This is a genomic window from Sanguibacter sp. TS_SC_8, assembly GCF_055361235.1.
In genome coordinates, this window is the sequence record NZ_CM143955.1 from 367,221 (window position 1) to 392,395 (window position 25,175).

Below are 25,175 nucleotides of genomic sequence, written 5' to 3' on the forward strand. Positions count from 1 at the left end.
ACACCTCCCGGAGGCGCCCTGTGTCCCGCCCACCCCTGCTCGTCGCGTTCGACCTGGACGACACCCTGGCGCCGTCCAAGTCGCCGCTCGACCCGCGGATGGCGGCACTGCTGCTCGAGCTGGTCGACGTCGTCGAGGTCTGCGTGATCTCCGGCGGTCAGTTCGGACAGTTCCAGATGCAGCTCATCGAGAAGCTCGACGGCGCGACGCCGGAGCAGCTCGCCCGCCTGCACCTCATGCCCACCTGCGGCACGCAGTACTACCGCTACGCCGGCGGCAGCTGGGACCAGGTCTATGCCGAGAACCTCACCGAGGACGAGAAGGTCCGCGCGCTCGCGGCCGTCGAGGGCTCGGCCCGCGACCTCGGCCTGTGGGAAGACGAGACGTGGGGCCCGATCCTGGAGGACCGCGGCTCGCAGATCACGTTCTCCGCCCTGGGCCAGGCGGCCCCGGTCGCCGCGAAGACCGCGTGGGACCCCACCGGGGAGAAGAAGACGACGTTGCGTGAGGCCGTCGCCGCGCAGCTGCCCGACCTCGAGGTCCGCTCCGGTGGGTCCACGTCGGTGGACATCACCCGCAAGGGGATCGACAAGGCCTACGGCATGACCAAGCTCGCGGAGATCACCGGGATCGACCTGCCGGAGATGCTGTTCGTCGGTGACCGGCTCGACGAGGCCGGCAACGACTACCCGGTGCTGGCCCTGGGTGTCCCGTGCCGCGCTGTCGAAGGCTGGGAAGACACCGCCGCCCTGCTCGACGAGCTCATCCCGACCCTCCCGCTCCCCGCCCAGCGGTAGCGGACCGGAGGCAGACGGCGGGCTGGCCGGGCTGGCGGGTCCGACGGGCTGGCCGGGCTGGCGGGTCCCACGGGGTCGTCTATTCTGCAGGGTTTCGTCTATCCAGATGGACGATCCCGCGCAGGATAGACGACCCCGTCCCAGTGGGGCCGCCAGTGGCCGTCAGGCTGCGGGGACCGGCACCGTCTCCGGCGCCGGCTGCACCCGGCGCACCCGCGCCCAGACGAAGAAGCCGATCAGCGTGAACGCCCCGTAGAACAGGTACATGAACGCCGACGCGTAGAAGCCGGCGTCGATCAGCAGCGGGACGCCGACCGCGTCGACCGCGACCCAGACCAGCCAGAACTCCACCCACCCGCGCGCCATGCCGTAGGTGGCCAGCAGCGAGCCGACGAAGATCCACGCGTCGGCCCAGACCGGCTCGTAGGACTCCAACGCTCGGAACACCGGGGTCAGCGCGGCCGTGCCGCCGACCATCGCGACGACGATGAACACGCGCTGTCGCCACGTCGCCCACTCCGGCTGCACGCTCGTGCCGCTGTCGGCCCTGCTCTGCCTCCAGCGCACCCAGCCGTACACCGACACGGCGATGAACATGACCTGCCGGCCGGCCTGACCGAGCAGGTTGACCGAGCTCGGGGTGTTGAAGACGGTGCCGAGGAAGACGGTGAGCAGCAGCAGGTTGCCGACGATGCCCACGGGCCAGGCCCACACCTTGCGGCGCATCCCGCCCAGGGCGCAGATCAGGCCGAAGACGTTCCCGATGATCTCGCGCCACAGGATGTGCTGGTCACCGATGACCAGCTGAGCGTCGAACAACCAGCTGATGAGATCCATTGCGTCCACCTTTTCCGAAGTCGGCCCCGGGGCAGGCGCAGGGAGGAGGCGGCAGGCCGGTTCGGACGTTCACCGACCCCGAAGCATGTGCGTCAGCGTACTGCGCACCGTTTTCATTCCCGTGGGACGTCTTGCCCCGCCAGGCGATGTGTCCCCAGGTGAACCGCCCCCTCCCAGAGCTCCACCAGATCCGCCTTGCGGATCTTCCCGTGCACCCCGCTGACCCGGTCCACCACCTGCGAGACGGCGAAGTCCCCGGCCGCGGACAGGTAGGCGTACGCGTGGGCCGGGGCCATCCCGGCGTCGGTGAGCAGCGCGATCGCGCTGCGGGTGGCCTGGCGCATGGCCTCGTTCAGGTCGACGTCGAGGCCGATCGGGATGAGCAGCTCGGCCGTCTCCCCCCACAGCGTGCGCGGAGCAGTGAGGGTCTCGCGGCGGATGAGGTCGAAGCGCAGGTGCGCGCGCAGCGGCGCCTCGAACGCGGTCAGCGCCACCTCCCCGTCGCCCTGGGCAAAGTGCGGGTCGCCGACGTAGGCGAGCGCGCCCGCGACCTGGACCGGGATGTTCAGCGTCGAGCCGACCCCGAGCAACGACACGTCGACGTTGCCGCCGTGCGCCCCCGGCGGCACCGAGTGTGCCCGCTCGGTCCCGGCGACGGCCACACCCATCGTCCCCAGGAAGGGCCGCAAAGGGAACCGGACCCGACGCCGGTCACCGGGCCCGGCGGCCATCGACCCGGTGAGCAGCGCGCCCGAGGCGACGGACGGGAACGCGCCGGACACCCCGCCCGCCCCGACACCGGTCGGTGCATCCACCGTGCACAGGATGGACACCGGGTCGAGAGAGCCCTCGGCCGGGAACTCCCCGGGCAGCGCGCCGCGTCCGTGCCGGTTGGAGACGATGCCGTAGCCGGTGCGCAGCTCGAGGTCGAGCACGGTGATCGTCAGCACGTCGCCGACCCGGGCGCCGCGGATCTCGATCGGCCCGGTCACCACGTGCGGTCCGTCGGTGAGCGGGTCATGCCCGACCTCCGCGGCGACCCGGACGGCGTCGTGCAGCACGTCGGAGGCGGGCACGCCGTGCCCGCCGAAGAAGGCCACCGGGTCACGGCCCTGGTCCTCGAGGATGCCCTCGTGGCTCACGGTGTCGATCCACAGCGACTCCCCCGCCTCGATGCTCAGCACGGGGGAGTCGTCGGCGCACGGCAGCCGGCCCCACAGCACGGTGCGCGGCGTCGCCGGGAGATAGCCCGGGCGCCCGCCGCGACCGTGACGGGGGATCTCGATCCCCGTCGAGAGGGGTTGCAGGACGGGGATCCGCTCAGCCGTGGAGGTCATCGCTCAGGCGGCCACGGTGCTGTCGGTGGCGGCGTCGGGGGCCAACGACCGCACCAGGTGACCGAGGTCTTCCCTGGTCAGCGGCGCCGTGACACCGTCGGTGACGAGCTTGGCGAAGCCGCCGTCGTTGGCCATGATCGTGATCGTGTAGAGGCGGTCGGTGGCGGAGGTGTTGATGATCCGGTGCTCGGAGCCGGGCGCCAGGATGAGCACGTCACCGGGGACGAGGTTCACGGCGTCGGTGTCGCTGTGCGCCTCGGCCTCGCCGGAGAGCACGATGAAGATCTCCGCGGAGTCCTCGTGGGAGTTGAGCGGCTGTGCGCCGCCCGGCTCCCAGATCTCGAGGAAGACGCTCGTGCTGGTCCCGTGGGAGGGTCCGGCGAGCTCGGCCAGGCGGACGGTGTCCTCGGGGGAGATGAGGTAGCCCGGGATGTCGGTGAGCTTGCGGATGATGGGTGCTGCGCCGGTCATGGGAAGCCTTTCGAGAGGATGGGGTCAGGGGGTCGGCGTGAGGGCCAGCGGGTGGAAGGTGCGGGCGAGGTAGCCCAGGCCGTGGGTGCGCGCGCCGTGGGAGTCGTGCACCTGGCGGACGGCGGCGAGGATGATCGTGTGGTCACCGGCGGGGATCGTCTGGGTGATCTCGCACTCCACCCCGCGCAGGCTGTTCTGGGGCAGCCAGGGCAGCCCGCTCTCCGTCGTGCCGCGGGCGATGGGGCCCGACGCCGCGACGAACTTGTCCGGTGCGCGGCTCGCGAAGTTCGACGCGACGTGCGCAGACCCGCCGTCCAGCACGTTGGCGACGAAGGCGCCGCGGGCGAGCAGCGCCGGCAGGGTGCGCGAGGTGTTGTCCACGCACACCCCGAAGATCGGGGGGTCCATGCTCACGCTGAACCCGGTCGTGACGGTCAGGCCGGTCGGTGTCCCGTGGTCGTCGGTCGTGATGACGCAGACGCCGCCGGCGAGGGTGGACATGGCGTCGCGGTAGGCCGGGCGCACGTCGGGCGCCGGCTGCTCTGAAGGGGTGGTGCGGGGTGGCTCTGAGGTCAATGCCGGTGCCATCGGCGTGGTCACTGCGGGTCCCGGTGCAAGTGCAAGGGTCGTCACGGTGAACCTCCTCGTCTCCCTGGATGTCTGGTGCGGGTCGTGTGCTGCAGATCGGTGGATCGATGTTGATGACATCAACATTTACGGTAGGTGTCGAATGTTTCCGCCAGGACCGGACGCGTTTCCGGCGGGTAAACGTTGTGGAAGAACTGCGTAAGACGCCCCCGTCGAGGCCAGAGCTGGCCCTAGGGTCGCAGGAGTCGACCTCCGTGAGCCCGCCTACGCACCCTTCTCGGGTGCGACCTCGGCGGAGGCTGACCGCAGGAGACCCCCGTGCCTACCCAGCCGCTCGCCCGACCCCTGATGATCGTCAACGCCCTGCTCCTGCCGATGGCCGACGCCACGCCCCGCCCCGACTGCTACCTCGGCTGGATGAGCGTGGGGACCGACGGCCGGATCACCGGGATCGGCCCCGGAACGCCACCGGCCCTCGCGCCGTCGCCCCTGCCCGACGCCGCGGCGAGCCTCGGCGAGCCCGCTCGCCCGGGCGCACCCGGCGTCGACCAGATCGACGTGATCGACGTCGCCGGCGCGATGGTCGCCCCCGGGTTCGTCTCGGCGCACAGCCACATCTACACCTCGGGGCTGCGCGGGCTGGCGCACTCGGAGACCCTCTACCCGTGGGTGCTCAAGAACAACGAGGCGCTGCTCGGCTCGGGGGCCGAGGACCTCTACTGGTACACCCTGCACGGCAGCCTCGACTTCCTCGGCAACGGCATCACGTCGGCGTACAACTTCACGCACTCACGGGTGGCGTGGATGTACGACGCCCCCGCCGGGCGCAACGTCGCCGCCAAGATCAACCCGGTCGACTACCTCACCCGTCAGTTCGACGCGACCGCGGACTCCGGCATCCGGGTGGTCAACAGCTTCCGGCTCGACGACGAGGCCTTCACCGAGACCGAGACGGTCGACACCTTCACCGCGATGGTCCACGCCAGCCTCGACCGCACCCCTGCGGACCAGTACCTCGGCTCCTCGATCATGGGCGCCGTGCAGTGGTCGAGCGCCCGCGCACCGCCGAGCTCGAGGCCCGGATGATGCGCGAGCTCGGCGTCTCCAACCAGGCGCACTTCGTGGAGACCGCGGAGAACATCGAGTTCCAGCAGTCCAAGTTCGGCTGGTACGACGACGCCGGCGCGCTGGGTGCGCGGTTCCTCTTCGGCCACTTCGTCCACCCGACCGACGCGATGGTCGAACGGGCCGCCGCGGCCGGCTGCGCCATGGTCTGGCAGCCCACCTCCAACGGCCGCCTCGGCTCGGGCGTGGCCGACGTGATCCGGCTGCGTGACCTAGGCATGCGGATCGGGATGGGGCTCGACGACCAGTCCTGCACCGACGTCTCCGACCCCTTCCAGAACATGCGGATCGGGATGTACACGACCCGCGCGATCCACTCCGACGCCGGGATCATGACCCCCCGGGAGGTGCTGCGCATGCACACCCTGGGGTCCGCGGAGGCGCTCGGGGTCGAGGCGCACATCGGCAGCCTCGAGGTCGGCAAGCGGGCGGACTTCCTCGTCGTCGACCCGCGCCACCCGGACACCGGGCCGATCTGGGACGTCGTGGCGACCTACGTCATGGCCTGCGGACTGCGCAACCTCACCGGCGTCTACGTCGGCGGCGTGCAGGTCGCCGCGGACGGGGAGCTCACCTCCCCGCTCGCCGCGGACGCGAGCATCGAGCTGCACGCACGGATCACCCACAGCGCCCGGGCCGCAGGGATGGAGCTCGCCTACGTGCCCGAGGACATGATCGCCGACCGGGTGGCGACGACCAGGGCGTCGGCGCGGGCCGCGGCGGCGTCGAAGGAGCCGATGGCCGACCTGAGCCTGGCGCTGTGAACCCCCGACGCGGCCCCGGCCTGCAGGTTGACCTCGACGTTGACCGCCGCGGCGCGCAGCGCACCACCGAGGGCCGCCGCCGCGACGGCGACGTCGGCCGCCACGATCGGGTTGGTGTCCGCGCCGAGCTGGGCCAGCAGATCGAGGGCGTCGAGGGCCAGCACCCCGAGCTGGTCGGACGTGCGGGCGGCCTCCAGCGTGGCCGCGGCGACGGCGCGCGGGCGGGCTGCGTCGTCGGGCAGGCGGAAGGCAGCGGCGAACCCGGTCGAGGCGACGGCGTCGGCGTCGGCCGCGGCCAGAGCGCGGTCGGCGAGCGCACCTGCGCGCGCGGCGGCGTCGCGCATCCGGGCGGCGACCGCGGGAGCCGGCGTGAAGCCGGGCTTGTCCCCGGTGCTGTACCCGGCGACCATCCGCGTGAGGCTCGCCCCGAGCGCGACCATCATGCCCGCCGCCGCACCCCCTCCCGGTGCGGGCGCGGCGGCGCCCAGCTCGTGGATCCACGGTGTGCAGGTCTGCGATGCGCTCGTCATCCCCGCAGCCTAGGAGCGACGTGTATCCGTCACGTTTCCCCGGAGGCACCATGACATCACCGCAGTTCACCTGTCCCAAGGACATGACCTACGGGCCGTGCGGCGGGGTGGCGCCCGACGGCGCGTGCGAGGTGTCGGTGCACCGGTGCACCTTCCTCGACGTGCCGCTGCCCCGCTGGCGCGGCCCGGAGGTGAGGGAGCCCTCGGTCGGTCGTGGCTTCGACCTGCTCGCCCTCGCCGCGCACCGCCCGGTCGTCGTCTCCGCGCTGCCCTCCAGGGCGCTGGACGCGGAGTCCATCACCGAGTCCGCCGAGATCATGCGCGGGACCGTCGACGCGGTGCTGGCCGGGGACTCCGGGCGGTCGCGGGTGCAGTTCCCGCCCGCCTACCGGGCGCACCTCATCCAGGCGGCCGGCCTGCCGGCCTGGGTCGGGGTCACCTGCCGCGACCGCAACCGGGTCGCCCTCGAGGGGGAGCTCGCCGCGCTCGCGCACGTGGGCGTCGCCGGGGTGCATGCGGTCACCGGCGACCACACGCTCACCGGGGACCGGCCCGACGCCCGTGCGGTCTTCGACCTCGAGTCCACCGAGGTGGTCGCGCTCGCCCGCGACCTGGGGCTCACCGTGTCGGTCGCGGAGTCACCGGCCTCGCCGCCGGTGGCCCTGCGGGCGGCCCGGCTGGCCCAGAAGGTCCGTGCCGGCGCACAGCTCTGCTTCCCCCAGTACTGCGGGGACGCCGACGACGTGCGCCGCTTCATCGACGACGCACGCGCCGCGGGGGTCGACGTGCCGTTCGTCCCGGGGGTCCCCGTGGTCATCGACCGCCCCGGCGCGCTCCTGCTCGCCTCCTTCGCCGCCGCCGTGCTCCCCACCGGGTACGTCGAGTCGATCCTCGCTGCCCGTGACCCCTACCAGGCCGGGGTGGCCGCGGCGATCGACTACGCCGAGCAGCTTCTCGAGATCGACGGCGTCGTGGGTGTGCTGCCGGCCGGCGGGCCGACACCGGGCACCGAGACGGCGTTCGCCCATGCGCTGGCCTCGATCGGGAAGGCCCTCGGGGCCGGCGGCGGACCGGGTGGACCATCTGCGCGGTGAACCTCGTAGAGTGGCCCACGATCCGGTCTTTCCGGTCCTGCTGAAGGAGCCCTCCATGTCGACCGTGCCCGGCCCTCCGCAGCCCTATCCCGCGCAGCCCTTTCCCGCGCAGTCGGGACCGGCGCAGCCCTTCATGCCGCAGCCGTCCTCCAGCGGACCGGGCAGGTCGACCGTCCCGCCGGCGCTGGTCGGCTGCGTCCCCGCCGCCCCAGGGCGCCGAACCGGCTCTGCGGTCCTGGAAGGGTTGGCGTCCGCGCTGCCGGCCGGCTGCGCGAGCGTGTCCCTGCAGGTGGGCCTGGCCAAGGAGATGCCCGCGCTGGTCGTGCTCGGGGCGGCGCTGGGCCTGGGGTGGCTGGTGGGCTTCGTGGTCGTGGCGCTCAGCTTTGCCCGGACCGGCGCGAGTCCCGGCAAGAAGGCCATGGGTCTGCGTCTGGTGGACGTGCGCACCGGGGGAGCGCCAGGTCCCGCGGCGTGGGGCAGATATCTGCTGGTCGCTCTCGGTGGAGCAGTCCTGGTCGGCTGGGTGATCGCCGTCGTCGGGATCCTCACGAACAAGGGCGGGGACCGCCGCGCGTGGTACGACTCCTCGACCAACCTCATGCTGCTCGACGTCGTCGCCGGCCGAGACCCGTTCACCGCGCAGCAGGGCGCGCTCGCCCCGGCCCACCTGACCGGACCGGACGGCGCCGCCGACGGCGCGGGGACCGGCGTCGGCTCCGGCCAGGAGTCCGGATGGCCGGCGCCCGGTCTGAGCAGCATCTCCTCCGGTCAGCACGGCATCCAGTTCGGGCAGCAGAGCGTGGGGGGCTTCCCCCCGCCCGACCCGTCCCTCGCGGGGGTCCCGGTGCTCGTGGGACTGGACGGCACCCCGCTGCATCCGGCCGGTCGGCCGGCGGCGCCGGTCCCGCCGCCGCCCGCCGAACCCGCCCCGCAGCCGGTCGCCGTCGCGCCGTCGGCCCCGCCCGCGCCCCCGGCCCCGCCCGCACCGCCGCGAGCCACTTTCACCTTCGACTCCGGTGACGTGCACGAGGTCACCGGCGCCGGCACCATCGGGCGCACCCCGCGTCCGGCCCGGGCGGGGGCGGCCCCGGTCGCCGCTGATCCGTCCCTGCTGACCATCGCCGACGCCACCCGGACCGTGTCCAAGGCACACCTGTCCTACCAGGTCGAGGCGGCTGGAGTGCAGGTCACCGACCTCGGCTCGACGAACGGGTCGACCGTGGTCGGGCTCGACGGCGTCGTGGCCCCGCTCGTGGCGGGCGCGGCCGTGCTCGCGCCCTACGGCTCGACCGTGACGGTCGGTGAGCACGCCTTCACGCTGGCCCGGGTCACCACTCCTCAAGAAGAGTTTGCCGACGCCGGCGAGACCTTCCTGCGCGGGCCTCGGTGACCCTGCCTGCCCGTTCGCCGTTCACCGGGAGGTGGGGCGCGGCGACGGACAAGGGCGCTGTGCGCCGGCACAACGAGGACGCGTTGCTGGCCTCGCCGCCGCTGTTCCTCGTGGCCGACGGCATGGGCGGGCACGACGCCGGGGACATCGCCTCCGCGATGGTGGTCGCGTCCTTCGCGCAGTTCGTCGAGCAGCCCTGGGTCTCCGAGGACGAGGTGCGCCAGGCCGTCACGCACGCCCGGCAGACGATCACCGAGTACTTCGAGCCGTCGGGGCTGTCCGGCGGGTCGACGCTCTCCGGCATCGGGGTGTCCAGCGTGGACGGCGAGGCGGCCGTCGTCATCGTCAACATCGGCGACTCGCGGACCTACCGGTTGAGCCAGGGTGTGCTCGAACAGCTGAGCAAGGACCACTCCACGGTCCAGGAGCTCATCGACTCCGGAGCGATCCAGGAGCTCGAGGCCCGCACGCACCCCGAGCGCAACGTCATCACCCGGGCGATCAGCCCGACGGCGGACTCCGAGCCGGACGTGTGGTCCGTCCCGGCGCGGGTGGGCGATCGGTACCTGGCCTGCTCGGACGGGCTCACCGGTGAGCTCACCGACCCGGAGATCCGCGACGTCCTGCTGGCCCACGACGACCCTCAGGCGGCCGCCGCCGAGCTCGTCGCTCGCGCCCTGGCCGTCCGCGGCCGCGACAACATCACCGCGGTGGTGGTCGACGTCGTGCAGATCGCCCGCGGCGACGACCCCGGCGGACTGTGGGAGCGCCTGGGCGCCGGCCCCGGTGAGGACACGTCGATCGAAGACACCATTCCCACCCGCCCCTCCACCTAGCCCAGCCCGCGTCCTCTGCCAGCCTCGCCAGCGTCCGCCGGCCTCGCCGGCGTCCTCTGCCAGCCCGCCCCCGGCGCCCCCGCCGCTGCCCGCTGCCCGCTGCCCGCGTCCCCGCCTGCTGCCTGCTGCCGCCGCGTCCGGTCCACTGAGTCGTCTATGCTGCGCGATTTCGTCTGTCCAGATAGACGATCCCGTGCGAAACAGACGACACCCTGGGGGGCGAGCGCAGGCGAGGGGGACGCAGAGGGGCGCGGCAGCGGGCAGGGGGTCGTCAGGAGATGTTGAGGACGGGGCGGGGGGTCAGGGCGACGCCGGGCATCCACCGGTGAACCCGTCGGAGCAGCAGCGGGTGGGAACGGAGGTCTTCGCGGACGATGCGGAGCAGTCGCCAGCCCTCCTCTTCGATCGCGTCCTGACGGCGTCTCTCCGCGAGGACGGCCTCCGTCGCAGCGCCGTTCATGCCGTACTTGGTACGCCCGTCGTACTCACACAGCAGCCGCGAGCCACGCCACCCGAGGTCTGCCCAGTAGGTGCCCGCAGGTGTCGGGATCTGGATCTGGGTCTCGGGCACCGGCAGCCCGACCTGGAGGAGGACGAAGCGCATCGTGGTCTCTCCCGGAGACTCTGCTCCGGCGTCGGCGAGAGGCACGATCCCACGAGCCCGCACGACGCCGTGCTGGCCACTCAGGGATGCCAGGATCTCGGCGCACAGGTCTGGGTCTGCCCCGATGTGCAGGGCGGCGTCCGCCACGACCAGGCCCGCCAACGGGGGGAGCGCCCGCGCGCAGTCGACGAGGGTCCGCTCGAGCGACGTGACCGAGAGTCCGTGGCGAGTGGTGAGGTGCTCGCTGGGGAGCCGCAGATGATGGCGGACCACATCTGGAGCGCCATGGCAGGTGGGCCGAGAGCGCTGCACCACGTGCGTGAGGGCCGCCATGGTCAGCAGCGGCAGACCCCAGAGCAGCGCGGCGGACACCAGGTTGAAGATCAGGGGCCCAGAGGTCTGCTCCGCGAGCGCGAGGATCCTCCCGAGGGCGTGCCGACGGCGTCGGGCATGGGGGTCTTCGCCAGGGACGGTGTCGACGTACGCGCCCGCGCGGATGCGCTGCCACTCCCCGGTCCGCAGGTGTTCGGCGACGTGGGTGCGTGTGTGGTGGCGAGCGAGATGGACTTTCGGCAGCGGCGCTCGGTCGAGCTGCGTGGGGGAGGCGGGTCCAGGGCGGCGAGTCATGTGGCGATCCTTCCGCCTGAGGCGGAGAGACGCGCTGGTTGCCGCGGGACCTGTGGATAACCGGTACCTGTTGGTGCAAGCCGTCTGCCCTGCACCCCGCCTGTGGAGTGGCCGCACCCGCCCCCGCCACCCCGCTGGCCGCTGCCGCCCGCCACCCTGCCGGCCGCTCCCGCGGTAGAGATGCCCACGCGGTCGTCTATTTCGTGCGGGTTCGTCTATCTGGATAGACGACCTGACGCGAAATGGACGACCCAGTCGGGTGGCCCGGCTCGGCTCGGCCCGGCTCGGCCCGGCTCGGCCCGGCTCGGCCCGGCTCGGCCCGGCCCGGCTGGGATGGGATGGGATCGGGATGGGAGGGCAGCGGTGGTGGGGAGGGGCGGGCGGTGAGGGGGCTGGGACAGGAGAGCTCCGGCCGCATGCGTGGTCAAGGTGCTCGCTGGGTCGTCTGATTCGCGCGGAGTCGTCTGTCCAGATGGACGACTCGACGGGAAACAGACGACCCCGTCGGGCGGATGCGCCTGCGGCAGGGCCGCACACGGAGTCCACAGGAGTCCACACGGGGTCGACGACCCTGTCGGGCAGCCGCCGCCGAGCGGGAGGGGTTGCTAGTGGTGGCCGCCGTGGCCGCCGTGGCCGGCGAGGTGGACCCGCGGGGCCGGGAACCTTTCGAGAGCGGCCAGGTCGATCGCGACGATGTCGGCCGGGACCGTGTCGAAGACGTCGACCAATCCGGTGTCGGAGCCGGTCGGGATGCCGCCCGGCGCGGTGTCGACCGCACCGGCGGGGTGAGCACGCACACCTGCCGGGCGCTTGGTCGACCGGACGGGGCGGGTGGCCAGGATGACGCAGCCGACGAGCGCGATGAGGACCGCGGCGAGCGCGGTCGCTCCCCAGCCGTTGCGCACGGTGTCGCCGAGGATCGTCACGCCGACGAGCCCCGGGACGATCACCTGGGTGACGCTGACCAGGGCGCGGGCCGGGCCAACCGTCCCGCTCTCGACCGCACGGGAGAAGGTCACCGAGGACAGGATCGAGAAACCGATGGTCAGCCACGCCATCGGCGTGAGGAAGAAGTCGACCCAGCCGCCTGAGCCGTGCGCGGCGCGGGCACACATGGCCAGTCCGGCGGAGGCGAGGCCGCTGAGCACGGCCTGCACGGATGCGTTCGCCCGGCGGTAGGTGACGATCGTCGCGACGAGCAGCGCGGCGAGGAGCACGAGCATCGCGAAGCCGAACCAGCTGGGTGCCGCGATCTTGGACTGGGCACCCGTGCCGACCGCAAGGACGGCGAGAGCGCCCGTGATCGCCACGGCCGCCGCCACGTCGATGCGCCGCAGCCGGGTGCCGAAGACCATCCGGTCCAGCAGCACGGTGACGACGAGCGCGGAGGCGAGCACCGTCTGGACGGTGAGCAGCGGCAGGTACTTCAGTGCGATGAGGGAGAAGACCCAGGCGATGAGCGTGATCGAGGTCCCGACCGCGTACGCGGGACGGCGGAAGACCTTGAGCCCGGCGGCTTGCGTCGATGCCATCGCCTGTACGACAGAGCCGCCACCGTACCCGGCGGCGGCAGCTAACGCGGCGAAGATGGAAAGACTCATTTGTTGAATACTCCCAGACATTCCTGTGAACTCCGTCAACCAGAGGTCCCAGTTCCGAGCCCCGGCGCGCCGTGCCCGTGGTCAGCGTGCGTGCAGCGCGACCTCGGTCGCCTTGACCGACAACCACACCCGGGTGCCCTCGGCCAGGCCCAGCTCGGCGACGGCTCCCGCCGTGAGGTCCACCGCCACGGCCGGCTCGGCGGTCTGGACCCGGATGCCGTTGGGGCCGTGCTCGAGGGAGGTGATCGTGGCCGGCCACACGTTGCGCGGGCTCGCGCCCACCGGCCTCAGCAGGCCGACGATGACCGCCGCAGGACGAAAGACCGCCGCGACGGGCGCGCCGTCGACCAAACCATCCACCAAACCACCCACCAAGCCACCCACCACCCCGTCGGCCGCCCCGCCCCGACCCGCGTCCTGGACCCCCGCGAAGCGGACTCCGTCCGCGGTGACGAGCGCGCCGTCGTCGGCCGTGCCCAGGACGAGGTTCACCCCCGCGATGCTCGCGGTGAACGGTGACCGCGGGGCGACAAGGACCCGCGACGTGGGGCCCAGGTCGACGATCCGGCCCTCGACGAGGACGGCGGTCTGGTCGGCGAGCACCACGGCGTCGAGCACGTCGTGGGTGACGACCACGGCGGTGGTGCCGCTGGCGCGCAGCTCGTCGCGCAGCATCCGGCGGACGGCCGGGGCGGTGTCCACGTCGAGGGAGGCGAACGGCTCGTCGAGCAGCAGCAGGCGGGGGGCCGCGGCGAGCGCGCGCGCGATCGCGACCCGCTGCTGCTGGCCCCCGGACAGCTCGGCGGGGCGGCGGTCGCCCAGCCCGCTCAGTCCCACCCGGTCCAGCCACCGCGCGGCCTGCGCGGTCGCGGTGCGCGCCGCCACACCCTGCGCGCGCGGGCCGAAGGCGACGTTGGCGAGGGCGGTGAGGTGGGGGAAGAGCATCGGGTCCTGGCTCAGCAGCCCGACCCCCCTGCCCGACGGCGGGACCTGGACCTGGGTGCGCGGGCCGCGGCTCCGGCCCGAGGCGCCTCTCGGAGCGGCGACGACGCGGGTGAGGTCGGTGCCGTCGAGGCGGATGTAGCCGTCGTCGGGCAGCAGCAGCCCGGCGAGGGCGGCCAGCAGCGTCGACTTGCCCGCGCCGTTGGGACCGAGCAGCGCGAGGACCTCCCCAGCGGCGAGGGAGAGGCGGGCGGAGGCGGAGAACGTCCCGCGGCTCACCCGCAGGTCGGCCTCCAGACCCGCACCGGCGACCGCCGGGCTCACCGCGGCCGCGCCCGCGCCCGCCTCGCCGGCACCGCCGCTCACCGCGCCGCTCCCGGCTGCCAGCCGCGGACCAGGACGAGGATGACGACCGCCACCACGAGCAGCATGAGGGAGAGCGCGACGGCGGACCCCTGGCTCACGCCGGCCCCGTTGAAGGCGGTGTAGATGGCGAGCGGCATGGTGCGGGTGGTGCCCGCGGCGTTCCCGGCGAACAGCGCCGTCGCGCCGAACTCCCCGAGCGCCCGGGCGAAGCACAGGACCGTGCCGGCGACCAGACCGGGGCGCACCAGCGGCAGCGTGACCCGCACGAACACGGTCCACCGGCTCGCCCCGAGGGTCGCTGCGACGTGCTCGTACCCGGTGCCCGCGGTGCGCAGCGCCCCCTCGACGGCGAGCACGAGGAAGGGCAGCGCGACGAAGGACTGCGCGATGACCACGGCGGCCGTGGTGAAGGGCAGGCGCACCCCCCAGACGTCGAGCACCTGCCCGAGCAGCCCGTTGCGCCCGAGCAGGAAGAGCAGCGCGATCCCGCCGACCATGGGGGGCAGCACGAGCGGGATCGTCACCAGGGCGCGCAGCAGCCCGGCCGTGCGCGCCGGGCTGCGGGCGATGACGAGCGCCAGCGGCAGCCCGAGCACGAGGCACAGCGCGGTCGCGGCGAGCCCCGTGCGCAGCGAGAGGCCCAGGGCGCTGAGCGCTTCGGGGGAGGTGATGTCGGCCGGCAGCGTCGCCCAGTCGACGCGCGCGAGGAGCCCGGCGAGGGGCAGGACGAGCAGGCACAGCCCGAGCACGGCCGGCAGATAGAGGGCCCGCGGCACGGTGCCCCCGGCACCCTGCCCGACGCCGCTGCTCATGGTGCGCCGAAGCCGTACCCGGCCAGGACCGTCTGTCCGTCGGTACTGAGCACGAAGTCGACGAAGGCCGCGGCCGCGGCCGGGTTCGGTGCCTCGGCGAGGGCGGCGACCGGGTAGTGGTTGACGTCGTCGGCGGCGCCCGCCGGGACGATCCACCCGACGGACGTGCCCGCGGCGGCGACGTCGGTCGTGTAGACGAGCCCGGCGTCGGCCTCGTCGGCGGCGACCTTGGTGAGCACCGCGGTGACGTTCTGCTCCTCGCTCGCGGCGGTGACGGTGAGCCCGGCGGCGGCGAGCAGGCGGTTCGACGCCGCTCCGCACGGCACCTGCGCGGCGCACAGCACGACCGTGAGGTCGGCCCGGGCGAGGTCGTCGAGGCTGGTCACGCCACCGGGGTTGCCCGGCGGGAAGGCGATGACGAGGCTGTTGGAGGCGAAAAGGCGAGGGGGACCGGTGAGCAGGTCGGCGACGGCCGTCATGGTCGTCTCGTCCGCGGAGGCGAACACGTCGGCCGGTGCGCCCTCGAGGAGCTGGGTGGCCAGCGTCGAGGACCCGTCGTAGACGATCGGTGCCACGTCGAGGGCGGGGTGCAGCTGCTCGAACCGGGTGGCGAGGTCGTCGAAGGCCGCGCTGAGCGAGGCGGCGGCGTAGACGGTGAGGTCTCCGGACAGCTCGGAACCCGAGACGCCACCGGTGCCCGACGCCCCGGGCGGCCCGTCGGGCTGCGCCGGAGCGCCGCACGCACCGAGCAGCGACGCGGTGAGCAGCGACGACGCAAGCAGGGCGAGGGTGGCGGCGCGCCGCCGGCCCGGTGCGCTCACCGCGCGGTCCCGGGCGTCTCGACGATGACGTTGGTGGCCTTGACGACCGCGACGGCCAGCGACCCGACCTCGAGCCCCAGCTCCTGGACGGCCTCGGCGGACAGCAGCGAGACGACCCGGTGCGGCCCGGACTGGATCTCGACCTGCGCCATGATGCCGTCCACGAGCACCCGGGTGACCAGCCCGACGAAGCGGTTGCGGGCGCTGCGCCCGACGCCGGAGGGGTCGTGGGGCGCCTGCGCGAGCTCGACCGCCCGGGCGGCGAGGTCGGCGCCGTCGATCACGCGTCGCCCGGAGTCGTCCAGGGTCACGTCCACGGCCGCCGAGTCCACCCAGCGGCGCACGGTGTCGTCACTGACCCCGAGCAGCTGAGCCGCGTCGCTGATCCGATACTGAGCCATGTCAGGAAGGCTAGCACCGCAGATGCGGTGAAAACAGGACGGCAGTCCCGCCTGTGCGGATCCCGTCGGGAAGCGGCGCCGGGGCTACCGAGGAGGTGACCATTCTCCCGGCCACGGCGGGCTAGCGTGAGAGCATGCACAGCCATCCACCCGTGCCACCCACCCGTGCCACCACCTGCCTCGTGCTGGAGCGCCGATGATCACCGTCGAGGACCAGCTCGCGCACGTGCTCGCGGGCCTGGAACCGCTGGCCACCGAGACCCTCCCGCTCGCCGCGGCCCTGGGGCGCACGCTCGCCCGCGACGTGCGGTCCACGACCGACATCCCCGTCTTCGACAACTCCGCGATGGACGGCTACGCCGTCCGCCACGCCGACGTCGTGCACGCCTCACCTCAGACCCCGGTCGTCCTGCGGGTCGTCGCCGACCTACCCGCCGGCAGCCCGGACGACCCCCCGCTCGCCCCCGGCACAGCGGCGCGGATCATGACCGGCGCCCCCGTCCCGGCCGACGCCGACGCGATCGTCCCGGTCGAGCACACCGACGCCGGCACCGCCCAGGTGACCATCACGACCGCGCCCCGCCCCGCCGCGCACGTGCGCCGCACCGGGGAGGACCTGCGCGCCGGCGACGTCGTGCTTACCGCCGGGGTGGCGCTCAGCCCCCGGCACCTCTCCGCCGCCGCCGCGGCCGGGCACCCCACCCTCACCGTCCACCGCACCCCCCGGGTCGCGGTCCTGGCCACCGGCAGCGAGCTGGTGCCGCCGGGGGAGCCGCTGAGCCGCGGGCAGATCCCGGAGTCCAACTCCACCCTGCTGGCCGCCCTCGTCACCGAGGCCGGCGGGATCGTCGAGCGCGCGGTGACGGTGCGCGACGACAACGACGCACTGCGCGCCGAGCTCGCCGCGGTGACCGCGGCCGGCGTCGACCTCGTGGTGCTCTCCGGTGGGGTGAGCGTCGGTGCCTACGACGTCACCAAGGCCGTCCTCGCCCCGCTCGGCACGGTCGATTTCGTCTCGGTGGCGATGCAGCCGGGCAAGCCGCAGGCCTTCGGTCACCTGCCCGGTGGGGTTCCCGTCTTCGGCCTGCCCGGCAACCCGGTGAGCGCCTGCGTCTCCTTCGAGGTGTTCGTGCGCCCCGCGCTCTCCCGCCTGCTCGGACGCACGCGCCTAGTCCGCCGCACCCTCACCGCGCAGGTCAGCGAGGGCTGGCGGACACCCGCCGGGCGCGCCCAGTACATGCCCGTGGTGCTCGACGCGGGGCCTGACGCCGGCCCCACCATCGGCCCCACCGCCGGGCCCGACGCCGCCGCCGCACCCGCCCCCGGCGGCCGCGGACTCTGGGTGCGCCCGGCCACCCGCGGCGGATCCGGGTCCCACCTCGTGGGGGGCCTCGGCGCCGCCGAGGGCTTCGCCGTGGTCCCCGCCGACGTCGCCGACGTTCACCAGGGCGACTGGATCGATGTCATGCTGGTTGAACTATGAACCAGCCATTCACACACCTCGACGCCGCAGGTCAGGCCCGCATGGTCGACGTCACCGAGAAGACCCCCACCGTCCGCAGCGCGACCGCGACCGGATTCGTCCGCTGCGGGGAAGCCGTGATCAGGGCCATGCGCGACGGCGCTGCGCCCAAGGGCGACGTGCTCGCCGTCGCGCGGATCGCCGGGATCCAGGGCGCCAAGCGATGCGCCGAGCTGCTGCCGCTCGCCCACGTCATCGGGGTGCACGGCGCGAGCGTCGACCTGGTGATCGAGGACGACGGGGTCACCGTGAGCGCAACCGTGCGCACCGCCGACCGCACCGGGGTGGAGATGGAGGCGCTCACCGCTGTCGCCGTCGCCGCGCTCGCGGTCGTGGACATGGTCAAGGGCCTCGACAAGTCCGTCTCGATCGAGGACGTCAAGCTCGTGGCGAAGACCGGCGGGAAGTCCGGCGACTGGCACCGGGCGCAGGACTGACCATGCCGTCCCTCGACGCGCTCGTGCTGGCCGGGGGGCGATCGGCGCGTCTGGGCGGGACGGACAAAGCCGGCGTCGTCGTCGGGCACCGCACCCTGCTCGCCCATGCGCTCGCGGCCGCCACGCAGGTGGGCGCACGGCGCACGGTCGTGGTCGGCCCGCCCGGGCTCGTCGCGCCGCCGCTGCTCTGTGTCCAGGAGACCCCCGCCTTCGGGGGGCCGGCCGCCGGCCTCGCCGCCGGGCTGAGCGTGCTCGACGCCGACTGGGTGCTCGTCCTGGCCTGCGACCTGCCGCGCGCGCCGGACGTCGGGGCGGTCCTGCTGTCCGCGCTGCACGCGCTGCTCACGACTCCGGGGGCCGAGCTCACCGACGGGCTCTGCCTCGTGGACTCCGGCGGCCGGTCGCAGTGGCTCGCCGGGATGTACCGGCGGGCGGCCCTCGACCGGGCAGTCGCCGCGGCGAGCGGACCGGACGGTCTGTCCGGTGCCTCGGTCGCGCGGGTGCTCGGGAGCCTCGACCTGCTCGCCGTCGCCGATCCGGGCGGCGTCGCCGCCGACGTCGACACCTGGCACGACGTCGACCGCGCACGGCGCGCGGACCCCACCAGCCCTTCCGGCACCGTACCTGCCGAGACCACCCCCCGAGAGAAAGATCCGACCATGACGACCCCGCAGACCCCCAACACCCGCACCCTGCCCCCCGAGGCGCTCGACGAGTGGCTCGTCGCGCTGTCCGCCGAGCTCGGCGTCGACCCCGCGCTCGTGCCGACCAGCGCGGTCCTCGACGTGGCCCGGGACGTGGCGCACGGCGTCGCGCGTCCGGCCGCCCCGCTGAGCACCTTCCTGGTCGGCCTGGTCGCAGCCCAGCGCGCCGCCGCGGGCGAGGACCTCACCACGGCGCTGCACGACGCGGCACGCCGCACCAACGACCTCGCCGGGCGGTGGGCAGACCGGGCACCCCAGCCGGCGCCGTCGGCCGACGAGGCTCCCTGATGGCGTCCGTCCGGTACTTCGCGGGTGCCGCAGAGGCGGCCGGCGTCGAGGCCGAGACGCTCGACGCGGCGACGGTCGGTGACCTGCTCACCCGGATGGGCCAGACCCGCGGAGCGCAGCTCGCACAGGTCCTGACCCGGTGCTCCCTCCTCGTCAACGGCGTTCGCGCCGGCGACCCGGCCGCACCCCTGTCCGCCGCCGACTCCGTCGACGTCCTGCCGCCCTTCGCGGGCGGCTGACTCCCGCTCGACCCCCGCTCGACCCCGCTCTCCCCCCCCGGCTCACCCGGCGGAGACCCCGGAAGGAAAGTGGTCCGGTCGCGGCGCGGACCGGATAGACCACCACAATGGTCGCCCAATCGCCGGGACGTACTCCGTAGACCCGCCAATTCGTCTGACCTTATGTGTGCACCACGGTGTTTTCTCGGAAAGTGGTACTGGGACCTTCGGATGCCAGGACGCCCAGAACGTGGGGTGAACTGGAGGTTCAGACGTACAGCGTGGCCTGGGGAGTGCTGATGGAAACCAAAGACGTAGAGCCAGCAGTGGACGGCGGCGTGTCCCGCCGCTCGATCCTGAAGTGGAGTGCCGCGGTCGGGGGCAGTGCAGCCCTCGTCGGGACCGGCGTCTACGCCGGGGTGCTCCCCGGGATCGGGAGCGAGAACGCCGTCGCCCTGACGCCGGCCGGCGAGGACAAGATCGTCTGGTCCTCCTGCAACGTCAACTGCGGATCCCGCTGCCCGTTGCGCATGGTGGTCAAGGACGGTCAGATCTCCCGCGTGCTCCCGGACGACACCGGCGACGACGCGATCGGGACCCAGCAGATCCGTGCCTGCGTCCGCGGTCGCGCGATCCGGCACCGCATCTACAACCCGGACCGCCTCAAGACCCCGATGCGCCGTCGCCCGGGGACCAAGCGCGGCGCCGGTCAGTGGGACGAGATCACGTGGGAGGAAGCCTTCGACGAGATCGCCGCGACCATGACCCGCCTCATCAGCGACTACGGCAACGAGTCGATCTACCTCAACTACGGGACCGGGACGCTGGGCGGCACGATCACCCGCAGCTGGCCCCCGATCGACACCCCGGTGGCGCGGCTCATGAACTGCGTGGGGGGCTACCTCAACCACTACGGGGACTACTCCTCCGCGCAGATCGCGGGCGCCGCGGACTACCACTACGGCGGCTGGATCGGCTCGAACAGCTTCGACGACGCCAAGAACGCCCAGCTGCAGGTCCTGTTCGGGAACAACCCGCTCGAGACCCGGATGAGCGGGGGCGGTGAGACCTTCGTGACCCAGCAGACGAAGAAGCTGTTCAACGTGCGCACGATCGTCATCGACCCGCGCTACTCCGAGACGGCGCTGGGCATCGGGGACCAGTGGGTCGCCCCGCGGCCGGGGACCGACGCGGCCCTCGTGGCCGGGATCGCCCACGTGATGATCTCCGAGAACCTCCAGGACCAGGCCTTCCTGGACACCTACTGCCTGGGATTCGACGAAGACCACATGCCCGACGGCGTCCCGGCCGGCAGCTCCTACCGCAGCTACATCATGGGCACCGGTCCCGACGGGATCGAGAAGACCCCGCAGTGGGCTGCGTCGATCACCGGAGTCTCCGCGCCCACGCTCATCCAGCTCGGCCGCGAGATCGGCCGCGCCCGGCCCGTGCACATCACCCAGGGCTGGGGCCCCCAGCGCCACGCGAACGGGGAGAACCAGGCGCGGGCGATCTTCACGCTCGCGGCGCTCACCGGATCGGTCGGTGTATCGGGCGGTGGCACGGGAGAGCGCGAGGGCAAGTTCGGCCTGAAGATGGCGAACCCCTTCCGGTCCAAGAACCCGGTCGAGACCTCGATCTCCGTCTTCTCCTGGACCGACGCCATCGAGCGCGGCGCGGAGATGACCGCCCTGCGCGACGGGGTGCGCGGCAAGGATAGGCTCGACACCGGCATCAAGATGGTCTGGCAGTACGCCGGTAACGCGCTGACCAACCAGCACGGGGACATCAACCGCACGGTCGCGCTCCTCGAGGACGACTCGCTGTGCGAGATGATCGTCGTGATCGACAACCAGATGACGGTCTCCGCGCGGTACGCGGACATCCTCCTCCCGGACGTCTCCAACGCCGAACAGCTCGACGTCATCCAGCAGGGCAGCGCCGGCAACATGGGCTACTCGATCGTCGCCGACCAGGTCATCGAACCGCTCTACAACTGCAAGACGATCTACGAGATGATGACCGAGATCGCCCGCCGCCTCGGCGTCGAGAGCGAGTTCACCGAAGGCAAGACCCAGGAGGACTGGGTCCGACAGGTGGTCGAGGACAGCCGCGTCGCCAACCCCGACCTGCCCTCCTTCGAGGACCTGCGCGAGATGGGCGTCTGGAAGGTCAAGGGCGAGAGCTACGTCGGACTCGCAGACTTCCGGCTCGACCCGGTCGCCAACCCCCTCGACACCGAGTCGGGGAAGATCGAGATCTTCTCCAAGGCGCTCTGGGAGATCTCCCAGACCTGGGAGCTTCCCGAGGGGGACCGGATCACGGCCCTCCCCGAGCACCTGAGCACCTGGGAGGGTGCCGAGGAGGCGCGCACCAACGACACCTTCCCGCTCCAGGTGATCGGGCACCACTTCAAGCAGCGCACCCACTCCACCTACGGCAACGTCGACTGGATGAAGGAAGCGCACCCGCAGGTCGTCTGGATCAACCCCATGGACGCGGAAGCCCGTGGCGTGGTCAACGACGACCTGGTCGAGGTCTTCAACGACCGTGGCCGGATCCAGCTCCCCGCCCGGGTCACCGCGCGGATCGCTCCCGGGGTCCTCTCGGTGCCCCAGGGCGCCTGGTTCAAGCCCGACGCCGACGGCGTCGACATGGGCGGTTCGGTGAACACCCTCACCAGCTGGCACCCGTCGCCCATCACCAAGGGCAACGCCCAGCACACCACGCTCGCACAGCTGCACAAAGCCTGACGGCAAGACGGGACAATGATGGACAAGCTCGGATTCAGTTTCGACCAGACGCTGTGCAATGGCTGCAAGGCGTGCTCGGTCGCGTGCAAGGACAAGCATGACCTGCCGGTGGGTGTCTCCTGGCGGCGGGTCGCCGAGTACACCGGTGGCACGTGGCAGAAGGAGGGCGACACGTTCGTGCCGAACGTGTTCTCCTACTTCACCTCGATGTCGTGCAACCACTGCGAGGACCCGATCTGCGTCAAGGTCTGCCCCACGACCGCGATGCACGTCGGTGAGGACGGGATCGTCTCGATCGACGACGACAAGTGCGTGGGGTGCCGGTACTGCGAGTGGGCCTGCCCCTACTCCGCTCCGCAGTTCAACCCCGACACCGGGCACATGAGCAAGTGCGACATGTGCGCGGACTACCGCGCGGAGGGTGAAGACCCGGCGTGCGTGGCGGCGTGCCCGTCGCGCGCTCTGGGGTGGGGTCCGATCGACGACCTGCGCGCCGAGCACGGGACGCTGGCTGGCGTCGAACCTCTTCCTGACCCTGCGCTGACCCGGCCGCGTCTGGTGATCCTCCCGCATCGGGACGCCCAGATGTCCGGTCATGGAACGGGTGCGATCGCCAACCCTGAGGAGCTGTGAGATGAACGTCCACGAACTTCCGATGATTCTTTTCACGATCCTGGCGCAGATGAGCGTCGGTGCCTTCGTGGTGCTGGGCATCGTCCAGATCGTGGCCTCGCGCCGGTTCGGTGCTGAGGCGGTCGACAAGGTCACCGACCCTGCGCTGTACGCGATCGGCCCGGCGATGGTGCTGGGGCTGGTGGCCTCGATGTTCCACATGAACGACCCGATGAACACCCTCAACGTGCTGCGTCACTTCGACTCGTCCTGGTTGACCCGGGAGATCGTCTTCGGTGCGGCGTTCGCGGGGCTCGGATTCGTGTTCGCCTTCCTGCAGTGGAAGAAGTGGGGCAGCACCCGCCAGCGTCAGGCGCTGGCCCTGGTCACCGCTGCGGTCGGGCTCATGCTCGTGACGTCGATGTCGATGATCTACTACTCCCTCATCACGGTTCCGGCGTGGAACACGCTGGCCACTCCCGCTCAGTTCTTCACCACCACGTTCCTGCTCGGCGCGCTCGCGGTCGGTGCGGCCCTCATGGGTGCGGTGATGTGGCGGATCCGGGCGGCCGGGCGCGACGGCGCGGACCTGGCAGCCGCCGAGGGGAGCGTCGTGGACGCTGACTCGCGCAAGCTGTTGACCTCGACCTTGAAGGGGATCGGCGTCGCGGCGGTGCTCCTGCTGGGGGTGGAGTTCGTCATCATCGCGCTGCACCTGTCCGACCTCGCCGGGGGCGGGGCCGTCGCCGGTGAGTCCGTGGCGGTCTTCTCCGGGGTGTGGTTCGTCGCCCGCCTGGTGCTCGTCTTCCTCGGTGCCGGTCTGCTGTCCGTCTTCGTCTACCGCTACGCGAGCAGCTCCTCGATGGCGCGTCCGCTCGCGATCCTGGCGACCAGCGCCTTCGTGCTCGTGCTCGCGGGCGAGTTCATCGGACGGTCGTTGTTCTACGACTCCATGTTCCGGATCGGGATGTGAGCTGGCGATGACCCTCTCGACGCCCGTCGTGGACCACCTGCTGGCGGACCGGACCGAGCTCGCCCGGCACCTGGACCGGATGGCCGCGGCCTTCACCACCCTGTCCCGGGTGCTGCTGGCCCCGCCGGCACCGGAGGTGCTCGACCAGCTCCGCGACGGGGACCTGCTGTCCCAGTGGCCGGCCCGTCCGTCTTTGGAGAGCAAGGACGGGATCGCCCAGCTGCTGGAGTCGGGTCAGGTGGGTGAGGACGCCCGCGACGTGCGGCGCGACTACACCCAGCTGTTCGTGGGCCCCGAACGCATGACCGCACCGCCGTACGAGTCGGTGCACCGGTCCAAGGACAAGCTGGTCTTCGAGCAGGAGACGTTCGTGGTGCGGGCCGCCTACGCGGAGTTCGACCTCGCAGCTCCTCGGCTCAACCAGGAGCCGGACGACCACATCGGGCTGGAGATGGGTTTCGTGGCCGAGCTGTGCGTGCGCGGGCTGGACGCCCTCGACAGCGGCGACGAACCGCAGCTGCTGCGGGTGCTCACCCGGATCGGTGCCTTCCTGGACGACCATCTCCTGGTGTGGGGGCCGCAGTGCCTGACCCTGGTGGTGCAGGAGGCCACGACGTGCTTCTACCGCGGTGTGGGCTCGCTCGGGCTCGGCATCCTCGACGACGCCGACCGCACCTTCCGGGTCTGATCGGAGCCGGGCCGTGACCGACACGCTGCACGCGGTCGCCCACTGGCTCGCGCGCCAGAGCGAGGGGGTCGCGCTCGAGCTGGTCTGCGCCGAGCACCCGGCACCCTCCCGAGGCGACCGGGCGCGCACGGTCGTCCGGATGCCCGCCTGCGTCAGCGAGGTCCCCGTCCACGAGGTGCTCGAGCTGCTCACCTCTGGGGCGGCCACGGTCCTCGTGCGGCTGGACGGATGCGCGCAGCCGGAGACGGCGACCGCGCACCTCTGGCCCGCGGCGGGTGTGCTCGCCGCGGCCGGGGTCTCCCGGCTCCAGATCGCGGGCGGGACCGAGACCGCACCCGCGACCGTACCCGAGACGGCACCCGAGACCGCGCCTGAGCCCACCCGGGCGCGGGGCCTGCTGCGCCGCCCGCGGGAACGCCGCGAGGTGGTTCGTGACGTGCTCGACGCCCGAGGGATGCCGGTGCCCCGGCGCCAGATGCTGGGCCTGGGCGCCGGACCGGCCCGCGACCTCGCCGACCAGTCCCTCTCCGCACCGCGACGCCTCAACGCCGCGCTCGCCGCACTGATCCCCGCCGCGTCCCGCACCGGGCTGGACCGCACCGGCGCACCCCCCAGCGCCGCCGTCGCGCTCCGGGCCAAGGGCTGCACCGCGTGCGGGGTGTGCGTGCGGGCCTGTCCCACGGATGCCTTGAGCCTGCGCCACTTCGGGGAGCCGCAGGGGAGCGCTCCGCTGGTCACCAGCCTGCTGCAGGATCCGACCGCCTGCGACGGCTGCCAGCTGTGCGTGCAGCTGTGCCCCGAGGACGTGCTCACCGCGGCGGGCACGTGGGCCTGGGACGACCTGTTCGCCCGGGTCGACTCGCCCGCGCTGACCGCCGTGGCGACCTTGACCACCGCCGAGTGCGGCAGGTGCCGCACCCGGTTCCCGACCACCGACGCCGCGAGCCTGTGCCCGGTGTGCACGTTCCGGCGGGCGAACCCGTTCTCGTCACGCCTCCCGCCGGGCACTGACCGGCCACTGACCGGCCACTGACCAG

At 72.5% G+C, this 25,175-nt stretch carries 26 protein-coding genes; 15 read left to right on the forward strand and 11 right to left on the reverse strand.

What is annotated here, in order from left to right; genetic code table 11:
- Window positions 1-20: 20 nt before the first annotated feature.
- Window positions 21-797 (forward strand): HAD-IIB family hydrolase, encoded by a 777-nt coding sequence (locus ACWA15_RS01630; RefSeq protein ID WP_464057613.1) that lies wholly within the window; start codon window positions 21-23, stop codon window positions 795-797.
- Between the two features lie 162 nt (window positions 798-959).
- Here the strand turns inward: ACWA15_RS01630 and pnuC are convergent, their stop codons facing one another.
- From pnuC to ACWA15_RS01650, 4 genes are all read right to left on the reverse strand, one after another.
- The gene (gene pnuC / locus ACWA15_RS01635; RefSeq protein ID WP_464057615.1) at window positions 960-1,634 is read right to left on the reverse strand and encodes a nicotinamide riboside transporter PnuC; all 675 of its coding nucleotides are present in this window, start codon (window positions 1,632-1,634) and stop codon (window positions 960-962) included.
- A 113-nt stretch (window positions 1,635-1,747) separates the two neighbouring features.
- The gene (locus tag ACWA15_RS01640) at window positions 1,748-2,971 is read right to left on the reverse strand and encodes an acetamidase/formamidase family protein (RefSeq protein ID WP_464057617.1); all 1,224 of its coding nucleotides are present in this window, start codon (window positions 2,969-2,971) and stop codon (window positions 1,748-1,750) included.
- Window positions 2,972-2,974: 3 nt separating this feature from the next.
- Window positions 2,975-3,442, reverse strand: coding sequence for a cupin domain-containing protein (locus ACWA15_RS01645; protein ID WP_464057619.1), 468 nt, complete (start codon window positions 3,440-3,442; stop codon window positions 2,975-2,977).
- 24 nt (window positions 3,443-3,466) lie between these two features.
- Window positions 3,467-4,075: a flavin reductase family protein gene (locus ACWA15_RS01650; protein ID WP_464057621.1), complete on the reverse strand. Its 609-nt coding sequence runs from the start codon at window positions 4,073-4,075 to the stop codon at window positions 3,467-3,469.
- A 273-nt stretch (window positions 4,076-4,348) separates the two neighbouring features.
- Here ACWA15_RS01650 and ACWA15_RS01655 point away from each other — a divergent pair, with 273 nt between their 5' ends.
- On the forward strand, window positions 4,349-5,116 hold the full coding sequence (locus ACWA15_RS01655) for an amidohydrolase family protein (RefSeq protein WP_464057623.1): 768 nt from the start codon (window positions 4,349-4,351) through the stop codon (window positions 5,114-5,116).
- Window positions 5,074-5,919 carry an amidohydrolase family protein gene (locus ACWA15_RS01660; RefSeq protein WP_464057625.1) on the forward strand — a complete coding sequence of 282 codons (846 nt, stop codon included), beginning with the start codon at window positions 5,074-5,076 and terminating at the stop codon, window positions 5,917-5,919. The genes ACWA15_RS01655 and ACWA15_RS01660 overlap by 43 nt, the downstream gene beginning before the upstream one ends.
- Here the strand turns inward: ACWA15_RS01660 and ACWA15_RS01665 are convergent.
- Window positions 5,811-6,449, reverse strand: a complete 639-nt coding sequence (locus ACWA15_RS01665; protein WP_464057627.1) for a cyclodeaminase/cyclohydrolase family protein — start codon at window positions 6,447-6,449, stop codon at window positions 5,811-5,813. The two genes, ACWA15_RS01660 and ACWA15_RS01665, sit on opposite strands and share 109 nt — an antisense overlap.
- Before the next feature lie 50 nt (window positions 6,450-6,499).
- On the opposite strand from ACWA15_RS01665, the gene ACWA15_RS01670 reads away from it, so the two are divergent.
- From ACWA15_RS01670 to ACWA15_RS01680, 3 genes are read left to right on the forward strand one after another with little or no spacing between them, the layout of a single operon-like run.
- Window positions 6,500-7,543: a methylenetetrahydrofolate reductase gene (locus ACWA15_RS01670; protein WP_464057629.1), complete on the forward strand. Its 1,044-nt coding sequence runs from the start codon at window positions 6,500-6,502 to the stop codon at window positions 7,541-7,543.
- 55 nt (window positions 7,544-7,598) lie between these two features.
- Window positions 7,599-8,933 (forward strand): RDD family protein, encoded by a 1,335-nt coding sequence (locus ACWA15_RS01675; protein WP_464057631.1) that lies wholly within the window; start codon window positions 7,599-7,601, stop codon window positions 8,931-8,933.
- Window positions 8,930-9,769 (forward strand): PP2C family protein-serine/threonine phosphatase, encoded by an 840-nt coding sequence (locus ACWA15_RS01680; protein WP_464057633.1) that lies wholly within the window; start codon window positions 8,930-8,932, stop codon window positions 9,767-9,769. The genes ACWA15_RS01675 and ACWA15_RS01680 overlap by 4 nt, the downstream gene beginning before the upstream one ends.
- Window positions 9,770-10,040: 271 nt before the next feature.
- On the opposite strand, the gene ACWA15_RS01685 is transcribed toward ACWA15_RS01680, so the two are convergent.
- The 6 genes from ACWA15_RS01685 to ACWA15_RS01710 all read right to left on the reverse strand — a co-directional run bounded on the left by ACWA15_RS01685 (window position 10,041) and on the right by ACWA15_RS01710 (window position 15,943).
- Window positions 10,041-11,000 carry a hypothetical protein gene (locus ACWA15_RS01685; protein ID WP_464057635.1) on the reverse strand — a complete coding sequence of 320 codons (960 nt, stop codon included), beginning with the start codon at window positions 10,998-11,000 and terminating at the stop codon, window positions 10,041-10,043.
- A 605-nt stretch (window positions 11,001-11,605) separates the two neighbouring features.
- Window positions 11,606-12,532, reverse strand: a complete 927-nt coding sequence (locus ACWA15_RS01690) for a hypothetical protein (protein WP_464057637.1) — start codon at window positions 12,530-12,532, stop codon at window positions 11,606-11,608.
- 150 nt (window positions 12,533-12,682) lie between these two features.
- Window positions 12,683-13,909, reverse strand: coding sequence for a sulfate/molybdate ABC transporter ATP-binding protein (locus ACWA15_RS01695; RefSeq protein WP_464057638.1), 1,227 nt, complete (start codon window positions 13,907-13,909; stop codon window positions 12,683-12,685).
- A complete protein-coding gene (locus tag ACWA15_RS01700) occupies window positions 13,906-14,721 on the reverse strand; it encodes an ABC transporter permease (protein WP_464057640.1) in 816 nt (271 codons plus the stop codon). Before ACWA15_RS01700 ends, ACWA15_RS01695 begins: the two co-directional genes overlap by 4 nt.
- A complete protein-coding gene (gene modA / locus ACWA15_RS01705) occupies window positions 14,718-15,542 on the reverse strand; it encodes a molybdate ABC transporter substrate-binding protein (RefSeq protein WP_464057642.1) in 825 nt (274 codons plus the stop codon). Before modA ends, ACWA15_RS01700 begins: the two co-directional genes overlap by 4 nt.
- The gene (locus ACWA15_RS01710) at window positions 15,539-15,943 is read right to left on the reverse strand and encodes a TOBE domain-containing protein (RefSeq protein WP_464057644.1); all 405 of its coding nucleotides are present in this window, start codon (window positions 15,941-15,943) and stop codon (window positions 15,539-15,541) included. The genes modA and ACWA15_RS01710 overlap by 4 nt, the downstream gene beginning before the upstream one ends.
- 196 nt (window positions 15,944-16,139) lie before the next feature.
- Between ACWA15_RS01710 and ACWA15_RS01715 the strand changes: the two genes are divergently transcribed.
- From ACWA15_RS01715 to ACWA15_RS01755, 9 genes are all read left to right on the forward strand, one after another.
- Entirely contained in the window at window positions 16,140-17,426 is a 1,287-nt protein-coding gene (locus ACWA15_RS01715) for a molybdopterin molybdotransferase MoeA (RefSeq protein WP_464057646.1), read from the forward strand.
- Window positions 17,423-17,902, forward strand: coding sequence for a cyclic pyranopterin monophosphate synthase MoaC (moaC, locus tag ACWA15_RS01720; protein WP_464057648.1), 480 nt, complete (start codon window positions 17,423-17,425; stop codon window positions 17,900-17,902). Before ACWA15_RS01715 ends, moaC begins: the two co-directional genes overlap by 4 nt.
- A 2-nt stretch (window positions 17,903-17,904) precedes the next feature.
- Window positions 17,905-18,894, forward strand: coding sequence for an NTP transferase domain-containing protein (locus ACWA15_RS01725; RefSeq protein ID WP_464057650.1), 990 nt, complete (start codon window positions 17,905-17,907; stop codon window positions 18,892-18,894).
- Window positions 18,894-19,133 carry a MoaD/ThiS family protein gene (locus ACWA15_RS01730; protein WP_464057652.1) on the forward strand — a complete coding sequence of 80 codons (240 nt, stop codon included), beginning with the start codon at window positions 18,894-18,896 and terminating at the stop codon, window positions 19,131-19,133. Before ACWA15_RS01725 ends, ACWA15_RS01730 begins: the two co-directional genes overlap by 1 nt.
- A 278-nt stretch (window positions 19,134-19,411) precedes the next feature.
- Complete coding sequence (locus ACWA15_RS01735) at window positions 19,412-21,865, forward strand: DMSO/selenate family reductase complex A subunit (RefSeq protein WP_464057654.1); 2,454 nt, start codon at window positions 19,412-19,414, stop codon at window positions 21,863-21,865.
- 15 nt (window positions 21,866-21,880) lie between these two features.
- Window positions 21,881-22,498: a DMSO/selenate family reductase complex B subunit gene (locus tag ACWA15_RS01740; protein WP_464057656.1), complete on the forward strand. Its 618-nt coding sequence runs from the start codon at window positions 21,881-21,883 to the stop codon at window positions 22,496-22,498.
- Between the two features lies 1 nt (window position 22,499).
- Window positions 22,500-23,450 carry a dimethyl sulfoxide reductase anchor subunit family protein gene (locus ACWA15_RS01745; RefSeq protein ID WP_464057658.1) on the forward strand — a complete coding sequence of 317 codons (951 nt, stop codon included), beginning with the start codon at window positions 22,500-22,502 and terminating at the stop codon, window positions 23,448-23,450.
- Between the two features lie 7 nt (window positions 23,451-23,457).
- Window positions 23,458-24,138 carry a TorD/DmsD family molecular chaperone gene (locus tag ACWA15_RS01750; protein ID WP_464057660.1) on the forward strand — a complete coding sequence of 227 codons (681 nt, stop codon included), beginning with the start codon at window positions 23,458-23,460 and terminating at the stop codon, window positions 24,136-24,138.
- Window positions 24,139-24,151: 13 nt separating this feature from the next.
- Complete coding sequence (locus ACWA15_RS01755; RefSeq protein ID WP_464057661.1) at window positions 24,152-25,171, forward strand: ATP-binding protein; 1,020 nt, start codon at window positions 24,152-24,154, stop codon at window positions 25,169-25,171.
- Window positions 25,172-25,175: the final 4 nt, after the last annotated feature.

Bases quoted from the DNA above. Each gene is read 5' to 3' on its own strand.
- ACWA15_RS01730 (WP_464057652.1), top strand. From the start codon at position 18,894: ATGGCGTCCGTCCGGTACTTCGCGGGTGCCGCAGAGGCGGCCGGCGTC.
- ACWA15_RS01750 (WP_464057660.1), top strand. From the start codon at position 23,458: ATGACCCTCTCGACGCCCGTCGTGGACCACCTGCTGGCGGACCGGACC.
- ACWA15_RS01670 (WP_464057629.1), top strand. From the start codon at position 6,500: ATGACATCACCGCAGTTCACCTGTCCCAAGGACATGACCTACGGGCCG.
- ACWA15_RS01640 (WP_464057617.1), bottom strand. From the start codon at position 2,971: ATGACCTCCACGGCTGAGCGGATCCCCGTCCTGCAACCCCTCTCGACG.
- ACWA15_RS01710 (WP_464057644.1), bottom strand. From the start codon at position 15,943: ATGGCTCAGTATCGGATCAGCGACGCGGCTCAGCTGCTCGGGGTCAGT.
- ACWA15_RS01715 (WP_464057646.1), top strand. From the start codon at position 16,140: ATGATCACCGTCGAGGACCAGCTCGCGCACGTGCTCGCGGGCCTGGAA.
- moaC (WP_464057648.1), top strand. From the start codon at position 17,423: ATGAACCAGCCATTCACACACCTCGACGCCGCAGGTCAGGCCCGCATG.
- ACWA15_RS01700 (WP_464057640.1), bottom strand. From the start codon at position 14,721: ATGAGCAGCGGCGTCGGGCAGGGTGCCGGGGGCACCGTGCCGCGGGCC.
- ACWA15_RS01690 (WP_464057637.1), bottom strand. From the start codon at position 12,532: ATGGCATCGACGCAAGCCGCCGGGCTCAAGGTCTTCCGCCGTCCCGCG.
- ACWA15_RS01645 (WP_464057619.1), bottom strand. From the start codon at position 3,442: ATGACCGGCGCAGCACCCATCATCCGCAAGCTCACCGACATCCCGGGC.
- ACWA15_RS01745 (WP_464057658.1), top strand. From the start codon at position 22,500: ATGAACGTCCACGAACTTCCGATGATTCTTTTCACGATCCTGGCGCAG.
- ACWA15_RS01675 (WP_464057631.1), top strand. From the start codon at position 7,599: ATGTCGACCGTGCCCGGCCCTCCGCAGCCCTATCCCGCGCAGCCCTTT.
- ACWA15_RS01725 (WP_464057650.1), top strand. From the start codon at position 17,905: ATGCCGTCCCTCGACGCGCTCGTGCTGGCCGGGGGGCGATCGGCGCGT.
- ACWA15_RS01665 (WP_464057627.1), bottom strand. From the start codon at position 6,449: ATGACGAGCGCATCGCAGACCTGCACACCGTGGATCCACGAGCTGGGC.
- pnuC (WP_464057615.1), bottom strand. From the start codon at position 1,634: ATGGATCTCATCAGCTGGTTGTTCGACGCTCAGCTGGTCATCGGTGAC.
- ACWA15_RS01685 (WP_464057635.1), bottom strand. From the start codon at position 11,000: ATGACTCGCCGCCCTGGACCCGCCTCCCCCACGCAGCTCGACCGAGCG.
- ACWA15_RS01735 (WP_464057654.1), top strand. From the start codon at position 19,412: ATGGAAACCAAAGACGTAGAGCCAGCAGTGGACGGCGGCGTGTCCCGC.
- ACWA15_RS01740 (WP_464057656.1), top strand. From the start codon at position 21,881: ATGATGGACAAGCTCGGATTCAGTTTCGACCAGACGCTGTGCAATGGC.